The following is an 18,274-nucleotide window of genomic DNA, read 5'->3' on the forward strand; positions in this document are numbered from 1 at the left end:
TCTTAGTGTATGAAAGAAACGAAAAACTAGAAATAAAAAACCTGACGTTATCCGCCAGGTTCAAAATAAAAACTTATATTAATGAGAAGGAAATGCTTTTTTCTCTTGTAAAATTGCATTATGAGCAATTTTCATTTTCGCAAGTACGTAACGTAATCGATCTTCAGCGTTTTCATCTTTACTTATTTGTAATTCCGCCAAATTTTCAACAGAACTTGCTAAATTTTCAATGACTCCTCTTAGTTCAGGATGATGATTAAAAAAAGATTCTTGCACTAATACTTTCCTTAACTCACTAGCTAAATCAATTATTCTAGACAACTGTTCTTTTTCTTCCATTCTCATCCCTCCTGAATATCTTATGTAGTAAATATTCTCTAAACAAAGAAAAAAGCCCTTTAAATGAAAAGGACTTTTTACATTTTTATATTTCCAGTTAATAACATATATATTGATGTGATAGCCGCAACAATAATTGCCCACATCACATACTTCTCTGCACCTACAAAGCAACGGTTCCCTTGTTCTTTTCTTGCAAACGTGTAAACAATAATTCCAATTCCATACACAATTGAAACGAGTAGTAAATTCTTTAAACCAGCTGCATAAAGAAGCCATACAGAGTAAATAGAAGCAATTAAAGCTAACGCTCCGTTTTTTAATTTAGCGTCTTTTAGTTCGTTTGTAATGACTAATTTAAATTGGAATAACGCTGATAATAAATATGGTAATAAAATTGATGTTGATGCAATGAAATACATAATTTGATATGTTGATTCCGAAAACAAAACGATGATAAATATAATTTGGGCAACACCATTTGAAATCCATAATGCCATGTGCGGTGTTTGCTTCTTATTTGTTTTCGTAAAGACTTTCGGAAATACGCCATCTTTTCCTGCTACATGAGAAATTTCAGAAACAAGTAAAAACCAGCCAATTAATGTACCGACAAGTGAAGCAACTAATCCGATGTTAATCGCAACTGCACCCCATGGACCAACAACGTGCTCTAATACATGTCCCATGGACGGAGTTTCTAACACAGAAAGTTCGCCTCTTGTCATAGCTCCCATTGACAGGACAGAAATTAAAATATAAATGGACATTACTAAAATAAGTCCCAATACTGTTGCCTTACCAACATCTCGACTATTCTTCGCTCTTCCAGATAATACAACCGCTCCTTCAACTCCAATGAAAACCCAAAGTGTTACAAGCATTGTATTTTTCACTTGACCAAGTATAGCGGAGAGTGAGATCGTTCCTTCTCCCCAAAAATCATGTGTAAATGTGTCCCAGCGAAAGGCTGTTACCATTACAACAATAAATAAAACGATTGGAACTAACTTCCCTATTGTTGCGATCACATTCATAATAGAAGCTTCACGGATTCCAAATAAAATTAAAAAATGAAGTGTCCATAATAAAAGTGATGCCCCAACGATAGACGCAACATTATTTCCTCCTTTGAAAATTGGAAAGAAATAACCTAATGTACTAAACAGTAACATAATTGTTGCGACATTACCTAAGATTCCTGCTAGCCAATATCCCCAAGCACTATTAAATCCAATATATTCACCGAAACCAGCACGTGCATAACTATAAATTCCACCTTCAAGTTCCGGTTTTTGTCTTGCTAACGTTTGATATACGAGCGCAAGTGGAATCATTCCCATCGCTGTAATACACCAGCCAATTATTATTGCACCACTGTTTGCTCCTACTGCTAAATCATGCGGTAAACTAAAAACACCGCCACCAACCATTGTTCCAACTACTAATGCGATTAATGGAAAAAATCCTAACTTCTTTTCTATTTGTACCACCCCATCTGTCATTCTAGGTGTTATGTTCGTTCAACTATTAAAGTCACCTTTTTCTCTAATAGACGTTTCTCTTATATTTTTTCAGGAAAACATTACTTATTCTAAAAGAAAATGAGCAAAAATGGAATACTTTTTTGAAAAAATGTATAAGTATGCACAAAAAAACCGCTCATTTTGTAATGAACGGTCATTTCAAACATATAAATTTGTATATTTCTTGTAAATTTAACGAAGTAACTTCTCTTTTTGTAAAAATTGTTTTGCGACTTCTTCACTACTTTTACCATTTACGTTAACTTCATAATTCATTTTTCGCATTTCTTCATCTGTAATCTTTCCAGATAATTTATTTAATACCTTTTCAAGTTCGGGATATTTCTGTAACGTTTCTTTTCTTAATAATGGTGCTCCTTGATAAGGTGGGAATAACCCTTTATCATCTTTCAGCACTTTCAGTCCGTATTGCTCCAATTCACTATCTGTTGAATATGCATCAATTACGTTAACATCTCCAGATTCAATTGCGCTATAACGCAGCTTCGGCTCCATCGTTTTAACATTCGAGAACTTATAGTTATATAATTTTTGCATTCCTTTATAACCATCTTCACGATCAGCAAATTCCAATGTAAATCCTACTTTGGCTTCCTGTGCAACATTCCCTAAATCAGAAATTGTATTTATATTCTTTTGATCTGCTATTTTTTTCGGCATAGCTAGTGCATATGTATTGTTATACTCCATTGGCTTCAACATAATCATATTATATTTCTTTTCCATTCCAATGCGAGCCTGCTCATATACTTCATCACGATTTGTACTCTTTGGTTCTTCTTTCACGAAAGTAGATAAAGCTGTTCCTGAAAATTCTGGATATATATCTACTTCCCCTGATTTCAACGCTTCAAATACAAATGCTGTTTTTCCAAGACCTGGTTTTAATTGTACGTGTAAATCTGTATCTTGTTCAATAAGCTGCTTATACATTTGAATTAAAATTTCAGGTTCTGATCCAAGTTTGCCCGCAATAACAATATCTTTCTTTTCTGTACTCCAAAGAAATGGAGAAGCAATCATTATACAAACAATACATATCGTCAATATAACACGCTTAGAAGAGCGTTTCGGTCGTTCAAGTATGCGAAGTACTATATCAAAGAATAAAGCGAGTAACGCGGCTGGTACGGCCCCTAAAATGATAAGTGCATGATCATTTCGATCTATACCTAATAGTATAAGCTTACCGAGCCCACCAGCACCAATGAGAGCTGCTAATGTAGCCGTTCCAACAATTAATACCATCGCTGTACGAATACCGGCCATAATGATAGGCAATGCAAGAGGAAGTTCTACCTTCCACAATCTTCTCCAACTATTCATCCCCATAGCTTTCGCGGCTTCTATTAGAGATTCATCTAATTCCCTTATTCCTGTATATGTATTTCGTAAAATAGGTAATAGTGCATACACAACTAATGCGATAATCGCTGGAAGTTTTCCGATTCCTACTAATGGAATTAATAGTCCGAGTAATGCAAGTGATGGCACTGTCTGCATTACTGCAGAAGTTCCTATTATAAATTCAGCCATTCGTTCTTTTCTTGTTAATAAGATGCCAAGTGGCACCGCTATAATTACTGCAAAAAATAATGAAATAAGCGATATTTGTAAATGCTCACTTAATGCAGTTAGTAATTCTATTTTTCGTTCTTGGAACGTTTGTATAAAATTAGTCACTGTTTAACCTCTTTCCTTCATTTGTTCAACAATGTAATTGACAATATGACGACTTGTTAACGCTCCAATATATTGACCGTTTTTTTCAACTGGAACGACCTCCTCATCACGCACACGAACTAACGCTTCTTGTAAAGAAGAATGTAATGATAGGGCCTGCCCTTCTAATTGCACACTTTGATCAAGCGGCAATACATCTGCTATACTTTTCCCCTGATACCAAGTTCGTCCGCGATTTCCAATAAACTCCTCTACAAATTCATTTTTCGGATTATGTATAATTCCTTCTGGTGTATCTAGTTGAACAACTTTTCCTTCTTTCATAATACAAATGCGATCTCCAAGTGATAATGCTTCTTGCATATCATGTGTTACAAATACGATTGTTTTTTGAATCTTTTTTTGCAACTGTACAATATCCTTCTGAAGCTGTTCCCTACTTAATGGATCTAACGCACTAAATGGTTCATCCATAAGAACGATTTTCGGGTTTGCAGCTAATGCTCGCACGACACCAACACGTTGTTTTTGTCCTCCTGACAATTCATCAGGCATACGATTTCGATAAATATCCGGATCTAATCCAACCATATGTAACAATTCATCGACGCGTGCTTTAATTTCTTTTTTGCTCCATTGCCTCATTTCAGGAACAATTGCAATATTTTCAGCAATTGTCATATGAGGAAACAAAGCAATCTGTTGCAACACGTATCCTATATCCCAACGTAATTCGTTTATATTATATTGTTGAATATCTTTTCCATCGATTAAAAGCGATCCTTCAGTCGTTTCGATTAAACGATTAATCATCTTCATTGTCGTTGTTTTACCGCATCCACTCGGACCGATGAGAACAAAAAATTCTCCCTTTTTAATTTCTAAATGCAATGAATCCACTGCTTTCGTGCCATCTTCATACGATTTTGACACATGATTAAATTGAATCACAAATACAACTCCTTTAATGTTGTTTCCTTTATTTTGATGGAATATGGCATTCATTTCAAATGATACGCTTTTAAATTAAAAAAGAGCTCACATTTGAGCTCTAACGGTCGAACAATATTGTTTTCATAATAGCAGCATATTCGCGAACATACATTTTTCTCTTAGAACGAATTGGTGTTTCAGCAGCTAGTGCCTCCATCTTCATGCCTAAACGCTTTGCAATTATTTTCGTTCGATATAAATGATACGTATTACTTACAACTACTGCATGTTTCACATTATATAAATCCATACTAAACTTTAAGTTTTCATACGTATTTGTAGATTGATCTTCTATTAAAATACGACTCTCATCTATACCGTGTACCATTAAATAGTTTCTCATGCTGTGAGCTTCCGGTATATCTTCATCTTCTCCTTGACCACCTGAAACAATTACTTTCGCTTCAGGATGGGAAAATAAATACTCCACCGCTACATCCAAACGATTTTGAAGAGATAAAGACGGTCTATCTCCAAATAACTTTGCACCCAGTATAAGAACGTACGGAGAGTGATAGCTCAACTTTTCACGAGCAACTTTGTTCATTCTAAACGTCATATAAATGATGTATAGTGGCGGTAATAATAAAATGATAAGAAAGATCCATTTGTTCATAAATAAGTTTGCACTCCCTTTCTTTTTATTATACAGAAAAAGAAAGGGCGGCAGAAGTGTTTTTTAAACGATTGATTTATTAGAAACATTCGCCGCTACTTTACGTTGTGATAGTACATAATAAATAGCGATTCCTAATGAGAAGATCAATATGCAGCTTAATACGTAAAACGGAAGCATTACTCCGGCTTTAGATACACCCGCTGTAAACAGCATTAATAATACAATTCGTATTCCAGTACCAATTAGGCGAAATAAGCTGTCTACACGTCCCATTACTTCGTTTGGAATTTCCTCCATCATCAATACATTTCTCGCCACTCTTGTACCCGCATTTCCAACTGCATGAAAAATTGCAAGTCCATATAAGAAAATTACGGAAGGTTCAATATTCATTGCGGTAATTGAAATTACATAAATGAACATCGTCATAACGATTGAAACTTCTGTTTTTACATATTTCATTATGAGTGGAATACAGATTCCTGCAACAACCGCTCCGACACCGTACATCGTGCCCTCTATTGCGTATACAGAGGCATTGGCTTTAAGTATATCCGAAATATAAACTGGTATTAAATAATTTGCCATCATAACACCTATAAACGGCATATAAGTGGCCAGTAAGAACCAAAAGAGCTTAGGACGTTTTTTCATAAAGTGAATTCCTTCAAACAATTGCTTCTTAAATGTTATTTTTCTTTTCACTTCTTTTTTCTTTACGTACGGTATACATAAGAAAAGAAAAAATGCTCCAGCAAAAGTTAACATGTCTACTAACAAAATCCACTTCAAAGATACAATTTCAATTAAGAAGCTCGCAGCCGCTCCAGAAATAACTTGTGTTAACTGTCCTTGTATTTCCATCGTTCCACTTAAACTTTTATAATGTTCTGCTTGAAATATCTCTTGGTTGAACGCAAATATTGTAGGATAAAACAATAAATAGTAGAATGATCCGGCTATATAAATAAGAATATAGTGAATAGAATGATAAGGTTGCCCAGCAAATCCCCATATAACCATTATTCCGATTACGGCTATTCCGATTCCTTCGTTACATAGCAATAAAGATTTTCTTGAAAAACGATCAATACTTTGCCCAATGAATGGTGTTAATAAAAACATAATGAGGGTTGCAATGATAGAAACATAACCAAATGTTGTCTCTCCTCCACTCTCTTTAATTAACAGCCAAGGAATCGTTATCATAACAATTCCGGAACCAATAGCAGATAGACTATTGGCTCCTAGAATGTAATACAAGCGAGAATCATGATAAAGTGAGGACATATCACTCCACTCCTAGTTGTTTTTTCACCTCTTTATATACGCTCATATATGCTTTTAATTCTTTAACTACATCATGAATTAATGGTTTTGCATCTTCTCCAAGTTCACCATCTTGCACATGTAATCCATCAAGCACAACTTGTTTTGGAATTGCATTTGCATAAACACCTCTAGCGACCGTTCGCATGCTGTTTAATGCATTTATTCCACCTTTACCGCCACCAGCAACCGCTAACAATGCAACTGGTTTATGAATAAATTCACTACTACTTAAGTAATCTAAAGAGTTTTTCAGCGCACCGCTCATCGCATTATGATATTCTGGTGTACATAATACAACCCCATCCGCAGCTTTCACTAACGTTTTTAATTTTTTTACTGCCTCTAAATCACGTTGTGACTCTTCTCCATTGTATAAAGGTAACTCCTCAATTGCTAAATCATATAATTCCCCTTCAAATTGATCCGCAATATATTTTGCCACCACACGAGTTCGACCAAATTTTCTTGGTGTACCGTTAATAACGACTAGTTTCATGATTATTTCTCCCCTTTGTTTTCAAGTTCTACTTATATATTATCAGAAATTTCTATACAAAACACAATATAAAGAGTTAACTTGTTTCATAAAATAGTATGATAAACAAAAAAGAACTCATACTTTCGTATGAGTTTTGTACAATTACTTTGTTTCATCTCTCATGCTCAATGTACCTAAACTTTCATTTGCTTCAAAATGATTATATGCTTTTTCCGCTAATCTTTTCCGTTCTTCTGGTAATTCTATATATTTCATTACGTTTTCAATTATTTTTTCGTACGGAGTAAACACAATTCCTGGCCACTCTACCTCATCTTCTGGATTACTATTTTCGGAAATAATAAATTTCTTATTTGCGACTGCATAAGACACGCGAGGTGTTTCAAGAATTCCTGATAAATAAAAATGAATATTTAATATAATTTTAGCTCTAGCAATCAATTCATTTCTAACAATTCCCCACGCATTATTTTTAAAAACTATATTTAAATTCGGGGCAATCGCTTTTAGATGATCAAAAATAGCTTGTCGCCTCGGATTAAGAGCACCTATAAACAGAATATCAATATCTTCAATAATTTCATCTTCAAACGCATCTTTTTTTATTTCCAAAGTTGGAGCATAGTTCATTTCTACATGTTTTATTTCTTTTCCTACCCCTTTTTGTTTAAGCCATTCTATATTTTGTTTACTATAATCCCAAATCACTCTATCTTTTAATAATATTAAATAAAGGGGGTGCGCATATGGACTTCCTTCGTATAGCTGTTCTAAATTATAAACAATTGCATCTTTCGGAAGAAGGTTCGGGTTATATGCATATGTATGTGCTCCAAAAACAACTGTATTCTTTACATTTTCCAGTATTGTTTCTGATATAATTACTGTATTTCCCTCCTGCTCCAACCTCCACTTTAAAGCTCGCGCAACATCTATGAAACTACCGTATGTCTTTGGGCATATAAAAAGACAATAATCATATTCTTTATTCAAATAAACTTCCATTAATCTTAAATTATTTTTATATAGATCTACATCCGGATGTTTAAGTACCAACTCATTTGCATGTTTTCTTGCTACTTTATATAATCCAGCATAATAAGCAGCGATGCATCTTCTTAATTCGATTCTTTCCCGGTCCTCATCTAATACATCCATGTTTAAAAGAAGATTTGCGATACAATACGCTTTTAAATGATCACGATCATAATAATAGTCTAGTAGTGGCATCAATTCTTCATACGTATTTCCATGCACCGATTCTCCTAGTTCAATCGCCCATCGTATTAATTCCATGATTACTCCACTACTCCTTTAATCGAAAATGTATTTAATAAAATTTCGCATTATTCTCTACTATATTTGCTATATGAAATGGAATCTTTTCTTTTATCGATTCCAAATACTTTTGCGACACCGCCCCTAAATGTTTTTTATGAGGTATATAGAAAGCACTAATAGAAATTTCATAGTCAAATAAGTAATCATACACATGATAATCTACAAATAGTAGATCATCCTTTGGAAAAGGAATTTCCTTCCCTTGCAGAGCATACATCAAAGCAATATTGTTTTGAGATCGTAATCGATACAACCTTGCAAGTTGGTATAATGGTTCAGCCCGGGTTGGTCTATATTCCCAAGCTTTTTGAAAATAAAAAACAGCTAACGCTAAATATTGCTCTTCTTGCCCTTTAACAGTTTCTTTTTCATCAGCATCTGTCACTTCATTTTGTTTATTTGCTGAACGATTTGCTAACTGCTCATAACAAAATCCTATTCGCAATAACGAATAGAATACCTCTTCAACCCATCCTCCTGCTTCCACACGTTTTTTATACCATTTAATTGAATTCTCAAATTGACTTAAATGAAAATAAGTCTGAGCTAAATAAAATAAATATCTTATATGCAAATCTGGCGTTGTTTCTGGGTCGTTTATTCCCTGTAACAACAACCTCTCATCTCTTTCAAATTTATCAGCTTTGCTCCCGCCATCTCCGGGATCATTCACGACAAGAGTCTCTAACCGAGCTACCCTCGTATTGTAATTCGCTCCAACTTTTGAACGATCTATATCCCAATACTCATGAGTAACACCGACAGATTTCCATGGTAAAGAAGCTTTTAAAAGACGTGTAAGCCAATATTTAATATGAACATCATATTGTAATGTAAGATAATGATCTTCCGTTAAGCTCGTTTTATCGAAATTCGGATCAACCTCTAAAATCATATCCGCATCTAATATTAATAAATAATCTGCTTCTGGGTATGTTTTTTGCGCTAACGAAACAGCTAAGCTTCTGTTATAACCAAAGTTTTTAAACGGCTCATGATGAACCGTCCCAGGTATCTCATTTTCCTTACACCAATTTTCAATAATTTCAGGCGTATTATCCGTCGATCCAGTATCACAAATAGAAACAAAGTCTACAATTGATTTTGTTGCATTTAAACATCTTTCCATAATTCTAGACTCATTTTTAACGATCATACAAAGACATAACTTTTTTTCTTCCTTTACAGACTTCACTTGCTCATTTCCCATTTAACCACCTCATATTTTATTAACACGCTCTTCTCATATGTAACAACATTTCTTAGCTATACTGATGACATAAGCATCCTTTTACTATTTATGAAAACTTCATTTTATTTATTCTTACTTTTATGTTGGGACATATTTCATGCTTCGCTTTATATTTGATACAATCAATACAAAAAACATAATACGGGAATCCGTACATTTCAAAGTCTAAGAGGAGGTTATATTTTGTTGGATTACATTTGGCTAGATGACAAATCACCAATTTTAGAACAACTACCAAGAAACTTTAAATCTGCAGCTATATTGCTACATCCGTTTATCCAAATGCCTTTAGGATGGGAAAAGTCTGTGAGAAAAAGACCATATGAGCACATCTATCCTAGCGCTGAAGAAATCATTTATTATGGGAAATCCGTTTCTTGGAAGGAAATGATGTCTTGTAGTGGATTACATTCATACGCAGACCTAGCAATGGCCATGTTGACTTCCATTAGTGTCCTTTCAGAAGAATATAAAAGAGAGGATTTAGCTGAAAAGCTACATTCAAACTTAAAAAAAGATCTTTATTATCCAACAGAAGATTATACGTCTATATTTTTATTACACAAATTACTTAAACTCCTCGGTTCTAAAGGTGCAAAAAATCTATATTTCTCTGAACCAATTCTTGATACAAACGGATTATTACAGGTAAATAATACTACTCCATTAGATATTTGGGACATTAGCAATAATGAGTTAATTATTACTGGCGAAGATAATGAGTATGCGTTTATGAGTATATACGATTCCTTTACAACCTTATTATTAGCTAAAGAAGAAAATATAGAATATATTGTTCATTCAATGAACGTTGAAGCTATCATTTGTGACAAAAAAAACGATGATTGATTGGTATTTTTAAATTAGTAATTTCTTAAACTATAAAAAAGAAACTTGCGCTTATACACAAGTTTCTTTTTAAAAACATCCTTATTTTTTCACAACTTCATGTCCACCGAACTGATTACGTAATGCTGAAACTACTTTTCCATGGAATGTATCATCTTCCTGAGAACGATAGCGCATAAATAATGACATAGCGATAACTGGTGCTGCAGCTTGAAGTTCAAGTGCAGTTTCAACAGTCCATTTTCCTTCTCCTGAAGAGTTCATTACACCTTTAATGCCATCTAGTTTCGGATCTTCTGCAAATGCTTTTTCAGTTAAGTCCATTAACCAACCACGGATAACTGATCCGTTAGCCCATACTTTTGCAACATCTTCATAATTGAAATCAAAGTCACTCTTATCTAGTACTTCAAATCCTTCAGCGATTGCTTGCATCATGCCGTACTCAATACCGTTATGAACCATTTTCAAGAAATGACCACTACCAACACGGCCAGCATAAGAATAGCCATTTTCTACTGCTAAATCTTTAAATAAAGGTTCTAATTGGTCGTAAATTTCTTTTTCTCCACCAACCATTAAGCAAGCACCGTATCTAGCCCCTTCTACACCGCCTGATGTACCGATATCTACATAATGTAATCCGAAGCTTTTTGCTTCTTCAGCACGGCGTAACGTATCTTTATAGAATGAATTTCCGCCTTCAATAACGATATCACCTTCATCTAATAATGGATATACATCTTTTAGTACTGACTCTACAACTTCTCCTGCAGGCACCATTACCCAAATTGTACGAGGAGCTTCTAGTTCAGCAATCATTTCTTTTAATGTATGACGTGCAGTAATTCCTAGTTCTCCTGCCTTTTCAACAAGCTCTTTATTTACATCGTATACAACTACTTCATGCTTGTCTTCATATAAGTGTTCAGCTAATGGAAATCCCATTTTTCCTAATCCAATTAAACCTAGTTTCATATTAATCAATCTCCTATTCTATACAAATATATTTAATATCGAAATTAGCCCAAGTGCTACTACAGATAATATAGTCTCCATTGCAGTCCATGTTAATAATGTTTCTTTCACAGTCATTCCGAAATACTCTTTAATCATCCAAAATCCTGAATCATTCACGTGTGATAAAATTAATGACCCTGCACCAGTTGCAAGTGCTAATAATTCAACATTTACACCTGGTGTGCTTGCTGCAATCGGCGCAACAATACCAGCTGCTGTCATCATAGAAACAGTTGCCGATCCAGTTGCAATTCGGATTAGTGCCGCAATTCCCCACCCTAATAATATCGGTGAAATATGTGATTCTTTCGCCATATCTGCAATTGTCGTTCCAATTCCAGAATCTAATAATACTTTATTAAATGCGCCGCCTGCACCAATCACTAACAATATGTTTGCAATAGGTCCAAGGCAATCATTTGTAAATTGTAACACTTTATCTTTTGAGAAACCTTTTGCATATCCAAGACTAAAGAAAGAGTAAATGGTTGCAATTAATAAAGCCACAATCGGATCTCCAATAAAGTGTAATACTTGTGCTAGTTGACTCGTTTTATTTAATGCAACTTCTGCTATTGATGCACCAAGCATAAGAAATACTGGAAGTAAAATTGTAAACAATGTATTCCAAAAGCTAGGAAGCTCTTTTTTATTATCTTTTTCAACAAATTGCTCCGCTATATCTAATGGTACTTCCTTATGTATACGAGCACCAATCCATTTCCCGTAAAGTGGACCTGAAATAATTGCAGTTGGAAGTCCGACAATTAACGCATATAAAATTGTCTTCCCTACATCTGCTTTAAAAATACCAACTGCCGCCATTGCCGCTGGATGCGGTGGAACAAGTCCGTGTACGACTGACAGTCCTGCTACTAGCGGAATACCAATTGTAATAAGTGATACCCCAGTTTCTAACGCAATTGTAAATACTAACGGAATTAATAGTACAAATCCAACTTGGAAAAATACCGGAATCCCTACTAAAAATGCAACGAACATCATCGCCCAGTGAACTCGTTTCTTCCCAAAACGATTAATTAATGTGTTAGCGATACGTTCAGCACCACCAGATTCGGCCATCATTTTTCCAAGCATCGTTCCTAGTGCTAAAACTATTGCTAAAAACCCTAATGTATTACCAAGCCCTAGTTTAATAGAATCAATAATCCCTGGATCTTTTGGTGAAGTTCCAATTAAAGGCATTCCCATTGCTAATCCTACACCAATTGCTGTTAAAATTAATGCGACAAATGGATGCCATTTTACTACCGTAATAAGTAAAAGTAGTATGACAACTGCCGCTAGTACGATCCCAACTACCATTTCTCCCAATCCCCCTATTGTTTACGTTGGAAAGCAGCTATACAATCAAATTCTTCTTTCAAGCGATTGTAAAGTCGTTCATACATATAAAACATTTCTAAATATATAGCCGTATTTTCTTTATTCGGTACATGGTGATGGACAATATCAATCCAATCCTTTACCTCTTCAAGAGAATCAATTTTTCCTACAGCATATAAAGCAACTGCCGCTGCCCCAAGCGCAGATGCTTCATGACTTTCAGGTACAAGCAATTCTTTTCCCATCATATCGGACAACATTTGTCTCCAAAATGCAGATTTTGCAAACCCTCCTGAAACTCGTATTTCAGTAAGTGGCCCTGTACAATCCCTGATTGCGAGTGCTACTGAATATACACTCATACAAACACCTTCCATCACTGCACGTATAAAATGTTCTCGCTTATGTTGAAGATTGATTCCAAAGAATGTACCACGAGCATTTGCATTCCAGTAAGGTGCGCGTTCTCCAGATAAGAAAGGTAAGAACAATAGCCCATCCGCTCCAGCTGGTACGCTTTCTGCATATTTAATTAATAAATCATAAGGATCAATGCCGAGCTTTCTTGCTACTTCTTGCTCTGGACTACCAAATTCATCACGTAACCATCTCAGTAATATTCCGCCGTTATTCGTTGGACCACCGATTACCCAGTGCTCATCTGTTAATGCGTAACAAAACGTTCTCCCTTTCTCATCTGTATTTATATTTGATGAGATTGTTCGAACCGCACCACTCGTTCCAATCGTAATTGCAGCCGCACCCGGTGATATCGCACCAACTCCTACATTTGCAAGAACCCCATCACTTGCTCCGATGACAATTGGTGTTTCTGCACTTATCCCCATCTTCTGTGCTAACTCTGGCTTCATACCTGATAAAATATATGTAGTTGGTACAGGGGTTGATAATTTTTCTGATGACATATGTAACATAGTTAAAACATCTTCATCCCAGTTTAATGTTTCTAAATTAAATAACCCTGTAGCAGAAGCAATCGAATAATCAACTACGTAGCGTGAAAATAATTGGTAAATCACATACTCTTTAATGGAAATGAATTTATAGGCACTTGTATATAACTCTGGTTCCTCTTCTTTCATCCATAACAATTTAGAAAGTGGTGACATCGGATGAATCGGTGTACCTGTACGTCTATAAATTTCATGCCCATTCATTTGTTGTAATAATTTTTCTGATTGCTTCGTACTTCGATTATCTGCCCAAATGATAGAACGCGTTAATGGCGCACCATTTTCATCTACTGCAATTAATGCGTGCATAGCTGTACTAATACCGATTGAAGAAATATCTTCTGGTAATACATTACCTTTTTCAATGGCAACGCTTACACTTTTGTATACAGCGGCACATATTACATCAGGATCTTGCTCAGCCCATCCTACATTCGGTTGAATAATTGGGTAATCGATTGCATGTGATGCAATGACTTTTCCTTTTTCTGTGAACACAACCGTTTTTGTACTTGTGGTACCGATATCAATCCCGATTACTCTCCCCCTTGTTTCCATGCGAATCTTCCCTTCATTACTAGCAAAATACGATTTAGTAAACCGTTTACATGAATTAGTATATAAAATATTTTTTCATTTATCAAGTTATAAAAAGAAATTTTTTTTCATACCAAAAATAAATCCCCTCATTCCATTTCACTTATATACTAAATTTAGCTTTTCCATGCGGTAAAATTACGTTATATTCGTTACGCAATACACTCTTTCCTCTCATTAACAACACATACATAATCCTCCATACGTTCTACTTATTTGCTTGAAGAAAAAGTTGAAAAGCAATATTCATTTTTAGCGGTCACGTAACATCACCATCAAGCCAAGAAAAGTAACTAACCGCAGAATGAGAATTCTGTGCATTTTACTCATATTTATTGTTTTAGGTTCACTAGTCTTTTATCTTGATAAACATAGAGCGTGGCCCCATACTATCACTTTTTTATCTTGTAAATATATCTTGCATACTATAAAACCGAAAAGTATTTTTATTTTTCAGAAAAATAAAAACAATAACACGAAATTTATTGTATAATGTTGTAAAAAGATGTCGGAGGGATTTAATGTTAAATAAAATATCTCAATTCACAATTAAGCTTTCATCAATTCTTTTATCACTCTTACTATTATTAAATTTACCTTATTTATTTATCACTCAACAAGGATTTACCTTTCAACCAATTTATTTTTTTAATCAGACCGTTACTATGTTAAAACAAGTTTTTTCCCCTGAATCATTAGTGATTATAGGATCAGACCCGAAGTTTGGCCATTTCAAAAAAACACCATTATTTCCAACTGTTTTAGAACCTTACCTATATTCATTTACTATATTATTTTTAGCCTTTTTTCTTGCTCTCTTTTTATCATCTAGCATGGCATTTTTTTATTTTTTAGCAAAAGATTATATAAAAAAATGGATAAACCGAATTGTGTTCATATTAGAAGCTGTCCCTGATATGATGATGATGATCTGTTTGCAAATATTTTTCATATGGGTACTTCAGAAATTTGGGGAATCTCCTGTCACTATTATTTCCTTTAATGAAAATCGAGCTTATTTACTCCCTATTTTATCATTAGCTGTCTTACCTACATTACAAATGTTTCGGATGATGGTGTTATACATAAAAGAAGAGCAAGGAAAACATTACGTAGAGGTTGCATATGGAAAAGGCCTTTCATCAAGTTATATACTATGCATTCATTTATTCAAAAATATATCTATCCACTTCTTCCACCATTTAAAAACGATTTTTGTTTTCTTACTTTCTAATTTATTCATTTTAGAATTTGTTTTTAATATGGAAGGCATTATTCAATTTTTATTTAATAAGGCGTTTGTTTCACCTCCAGCTGCATTTATCATACTTGTTATGATTATTTCACCATTTTATGCTATTTTCCAAATAGTCTCATTCATGATGAATAGATGGAAAAAGCAATTGAAAGGAGTATCATTATGAAATCTATTTGGAAATCAAAACGCTTTTTAATCGGCTTTACTTATCTATTCATACTTATTTCAGCTAGTTTTATTTATAGTTGGTTCTTTAAAGATAACATCCCAAAACCTCCTCAGTTACTTTACAATGACAATAACGAATTACTTGGAAAGGCCCCCTTTCCGCCATCGTTAATTCCACCTTTTGGATCTGATCGTTTTGGAGAGTCTGTTTTCTTACAAATTGTAGAAGGAGCAAAATTCACTATTTTATTAACCATGGCAATTAGCTTCTTTCGAATTTTATGCGGAACATGTATAGGAATCCTCTTAAGTTTATTTGCTCCAAAACTCAAGAGATTTTTCCAGTCATGCTCAGAAGTTTTTTATTACATTCCAACTCTATTTATCGCATTCATACTCATCACGCCCGTTAATATTATAATCACATCAAATGCTGATGGGGTAGATCCAAATATTTCATTTACGTTTTATCAAGTACTCGTACTTATTTTCGTCGCTCTGCCTACACTTTCTTTATACATATCCTCAGAGGTTGATGAATTTATGAAACAAGATTACATCTTAAGTTCACAATTACTGGGGGCTAGTCGTTTTCATATTATAAAAAAACACTTACGAGTCTTATTACTTGACCGCTTATTTGTATTATTTATGGAACATATCGTCCAAACACTCATACTCGTTATCCATTTAGCGTTGCTTAACATTGTAATTGGTGGCATACAAATGCGTGAACTCTATGACGGAGTGCCCAAACCTGTTTCTCTATCTAATGATTGGGCAGGTCTTATTGGATTAAATCGTAATGAAATGAATCTTTCATGGTGGATTATTTTTTATACTCTCGCTTCATTCTTTATTACGATTCTATTTATTAAGCTTATGACCATCGGGATTCAAGATGCACTGAAAGCAAGAGATTCGCAAATTGTAGCAATTCAAAACGTTCCAGATCATAAAAAATTTGTTAAACATAAAGATTCCTTTTCGTTTGCAAATAAAGTAAACCTTTAATCATTTCTCATTAATGAAGTATTAATTGGCATCGATATTAGTAAAAAATAAAGAAGATGATCCCTATTAAATACAGGGATCAACTTCTTATGCTGTCTAACTTTTTTACATGTCCTTTGCTAGACTCATGTTTTTTATATTTAAAGTGAATTATTTGCAATCACAATTATGTTTTTTAAAATCAATTACCATACGCCCTTGAATTCTACCTTGTTCCATTTCTTCGAATACATTTTGTACTTTATCTAGCGAACAAGTTTGAACAACCGGCACTACTTTTCCTTCTGCCCCAAACATAAACGCCTCTTCCAAATCTTTACGAGTACCAACTAGAGAACCAACTACTTCAATTCCATCCAGTACAAGTCGTGGGATGTTTAAGTCCATTGTTTCTACTGGTAGCCCTACTGCAACTACTTTACCGCAAGCACGTACTGCATCAACTGCTGAGTTAAAGGCTACTTTAGAGACTGCTGTTACTACCGCAGCATAAGCGCCACCAAACTTCTCTTGCACAATTTTATCAGCAGGACCTTGAGAAATTGGATTGATAGTCATATCAGCACCAACTTCTTTCGCTAAGGCTAATTTATCGTCATTAATGTCTACTGCGATTACCTTTGCACCAAATACATTTTTAGCATATTGGATAGCTAAGTTACCTAATCCACCGCAGCCATAGATTACAATAGGTTGACTAGGTTTAATATCTGATACTTTAATAGCTTTATATGTAGTTACACCAGCACAAGTAATTGATGATGCTTGAGCAGGATCTAATCCTTCTGGTACTTTTACCGCATAATCAGCTGTAACGATACATTGTTCAGCCATACCACCATCCACTGAATAACCAGCGTTTTTAACTTCACGGCAAAATGTTTCTCTACCAGTTACGCAATATTCACAACGTCCACAAGATTGGAACATCCATGCAATACTTACACGGTCACCTATCTTTAGTGAAGTAACATCATCAGCTATTTTCGTAACAATACCTACACCCTCATGACCAAGAATACGGCCATCAGTGTTACCAAAATCATGATTCGCAACGTGTAAATCAGTGTGGCAAACTCCACAATACTCTACATCTACTAACGCTTCACCTGAGTGTAACGGACGTAATTCTTTTTCAATCACTTCGATGTTTGCTTTGCTGTTTTTATTAACCACTACTGCTTTCATATGTGATCTCCCCTTTAGTGTTTTAGCATTTTAATGAGTTTATCTCACAACTACTTTCTTCACTACTTTGGCTAGTTATTGTACCAAATTTAAGTGTTCAATCATCATTACATCTTCATCATAACATGACACTTCATAAACAATTTGTGAAATTATGAACAATATTTGAATTATTACATAAATCGGTCTTTATTTTAAATTTTTAAAAATGAGAGTTTATCACTGACTATAAGTAAGTCATACATTTCTAAAAG

Annotated in this window: 15 protein-coding genes and 1 pseudogene; 3 read left to right on the forward strand and 13 right to left on the reverse strand. The window is 34.4% G+C overall.

Annotated features, from left to right (window positions below; all coding sequences use genetic code 11):
* Positions 1-78 precede the first annotated feature (78 nt).
* The 9 genes from ACUN13_RS12865 to ACUN13_RS12905 form a co-directional block, all read right to left on the reverse strand.
* Complete coding sequence (locus ACUN13_RS12865) at positions 79-339, reverse strand: hypothetical protein (RefSeq protein ID WP_000391445.1); 261 nt, start codon at positions 337-339, stop codon at positions 79-81.
* 77 nt (positions 340-416) lie between these two features.
* Complete coding sequence (locus tag ACUN13_RS12870) at positions 417-1,844, reverse strand: basic amino acid/polyamine antiporter (protein WP_000129444.1); 1,428 nt, start codon at positions 1,842-1,844, stop codon at positions 417-419.
* A 213-nt stretch (positions 1,845-2,057) separates the two neighbouring features.
* The gene (locus tag ACUN13_RS12875; protein ID WP_000181014.1) at positions 2,058-3,569 is read right to left on the reverse strand and encodes an ABC transporter permease/substrate-binding protein; all 1,512 of its coding nucleotides are present in this window, start codon (positions 3,567-3,569) and stop codon (positions 2,058-2,060) included.
* Positions 3,570-3,572: 3 nt separating this feature from the next.
* Complete coding sequence (locus tag ACUN13_RS12880; RefSeq protein WP_078385998.1) at positions 3,573-4,520, reverse strand: ABC transporter ATP-binding protein; 948 nt, start codon at positions 4,518-4,520, stop codon at positions 3,573-3,575.
* A 100-nt stretch (positions 4,521-4,620) separates the two neighbouring features.
* Positions 4,621-5,178: a YdcF family protein gene (locus ACUN13_RS12885; RefSeq protein ID WP_001045715.1), complete on the reverse strand. Its 558-nt coding sequence runs from the start codon at positions 5,176-5,178 to the stop codon at positions 4,621-4,623.
* A gap of 63 nt (positions 5,179-5,241) precedes the next feature.
* Positions 5,242-6,471, reverse strand: coding sequence for an MFS transporter (locus ACUN13_RS12890; protein WP_445423812.1), 1,230 nt, complete (start codon positions 6,469-6,471; stop codon positions 5,242-5,244).
* A gap of 1 nt (position 6,472) precedes the next feature.
* Positions 6,473-7,009, reverse strand: a complete 537-nt coding sequence (locus ACUN13_RS12895) for an NADPH-dependent FMN reductase (protein WP_000780355.1) — start codon at positions 7,007-7,009, stop codon at positions 6,473-6,475.
* 144 nt (positions 7,010-7,153) lie between these two features.
* Positions 7,154-8,308, reverse strand: a complete 1,155-nt coding sequence (locus tag ACUN13_RS12900) for a hypothetical protein (protein ID WP_000420431.1) — start codon at positions 8,306-8,308, stop codon at positions 7,154-7,156.
* A gap of 34 nt (positions 8,309-8,342) precedes the next feature.
* On the reverse strand, positions 8,343-9,563 hold the full coding sequence (locus ACUN13_RS12905) for a glycosyltransferase (RefSeq protein ID WP_000526219.1): 1,221 nt from the start codon (positions 9,561-9,563) through the stop codon (positions 8,343-8,345).
* A 139-nt stretch (positions 9,564-9,702) separates the two neighbouring features.
* On the opposite strand from ACUN13_RS12905, the pseudogene ACUN13_RS12910 reads away from it, so the two are divergent.
* A pseudogene (locus ACUN13_RS12910) lies at positions 9,703-10,467 on the forward strand (DUF2711 domain-containing protein).
* A 68-nt stretch (positions 10,468-10,535) separates the two neighbouring features.
* On the opposite strand, the gene gnd reads toward ACUN13_RS12910, so the two are convergent.
* Genes gnd through gntK form a run of 3 tightly spaced genes read right to left on the reverse strand, consistent with a single transcriptional unit; the run spans position 10,536 to position 14,353 of the window.
* Positions 10,536-11,432 (reverse strand): phosphogluconate dehydrogenase (NAD(+)-dependent, decarboxylating), encoded by an 897-nt coding sequence (gnd, locus tag ACUN13_RS12915; protein WP_409531850.1) that lies wholly within the window; start codon positions 11,430-11,432, stop codon positions 10,536-10,538.
* Positions 11,433-11,450: 18 nt separating this feature from the next.
* Complete coding sequence (locus ACUN13_RS12920) at positions 11,451-12,800, reverse strand: GntP family permease (RefSeq protein WP_000260208.1); 1,350 nt, start codon at positions 12,798-12,800, stop codon at positions 11,451-11,453.
* 14 nt (positions 12,801-12,814) lie between these two features.
* A complete protein-coding gene (gene gntK / locus ACUN13_RS12925) occupies positions 12,815-14,353 on the reverse strand; it encodes a gluconokinase (protein WP_000450003.1) in 1,539 nt (512 codons plus the stop codon).
* Positions 14,354-14,913: 560 nt separating this feature from the next.
* On the opposite strand from gntK, the gene ACUN13_RS12930 reads away from it, so the two are divergent.
* Together ACUN13_RS12930 and ACUN13_RS12935 are read left to right on the forward strand one after the other, a co-directional pair.
* Positions 14,914-15,816 (forward strand): ABC transporter permease subunit, encoded by a 903-nt coding sequence (locus ACUN13_RS12930; RefSeq protein WP_445423813.1) that lies wholly within the window; start codon positions 14,914-14,916, stop codon positions 15,814-15,816.
* Entirely contained in the window at positions 15,813-16,832 is a 1,020-nt protein-coding gene (locus ACUN13_RS12935) for an ABC transporter permease (RefSeq protein ID WP_409531847.1), read from the forward strand. Before ACUN13_RS12930 ends, ACUN13_RS12935 begins: the two co-directional genes overlap by 4 nt.
* 150 nt (positions 16,833-16,982) lie before the next feature.
* Here the strand turns inward: ACUN13_RS12935 and adhP are convergent, their stop codons facing one another.
* Positions 16,983-18,020: an alcohol dehydrogenase AdhP gene (adhP, locus tag ACUN13_RS12940; RefSeq protein WP_000649120.1), complete on the reverse strand. Its 1,038-nt coding sequence runs from the start codon at positions 18,018-18,020 to the stop codon at positions 16,983-16,985.
* Between the last annotated feature and the right edge of the window lie 254 nt (positions 18,021-18,274).

The sequence above is a fragment of the Bacillus cereus group sp. Bce041 genome (assembly GCF_052646455.1).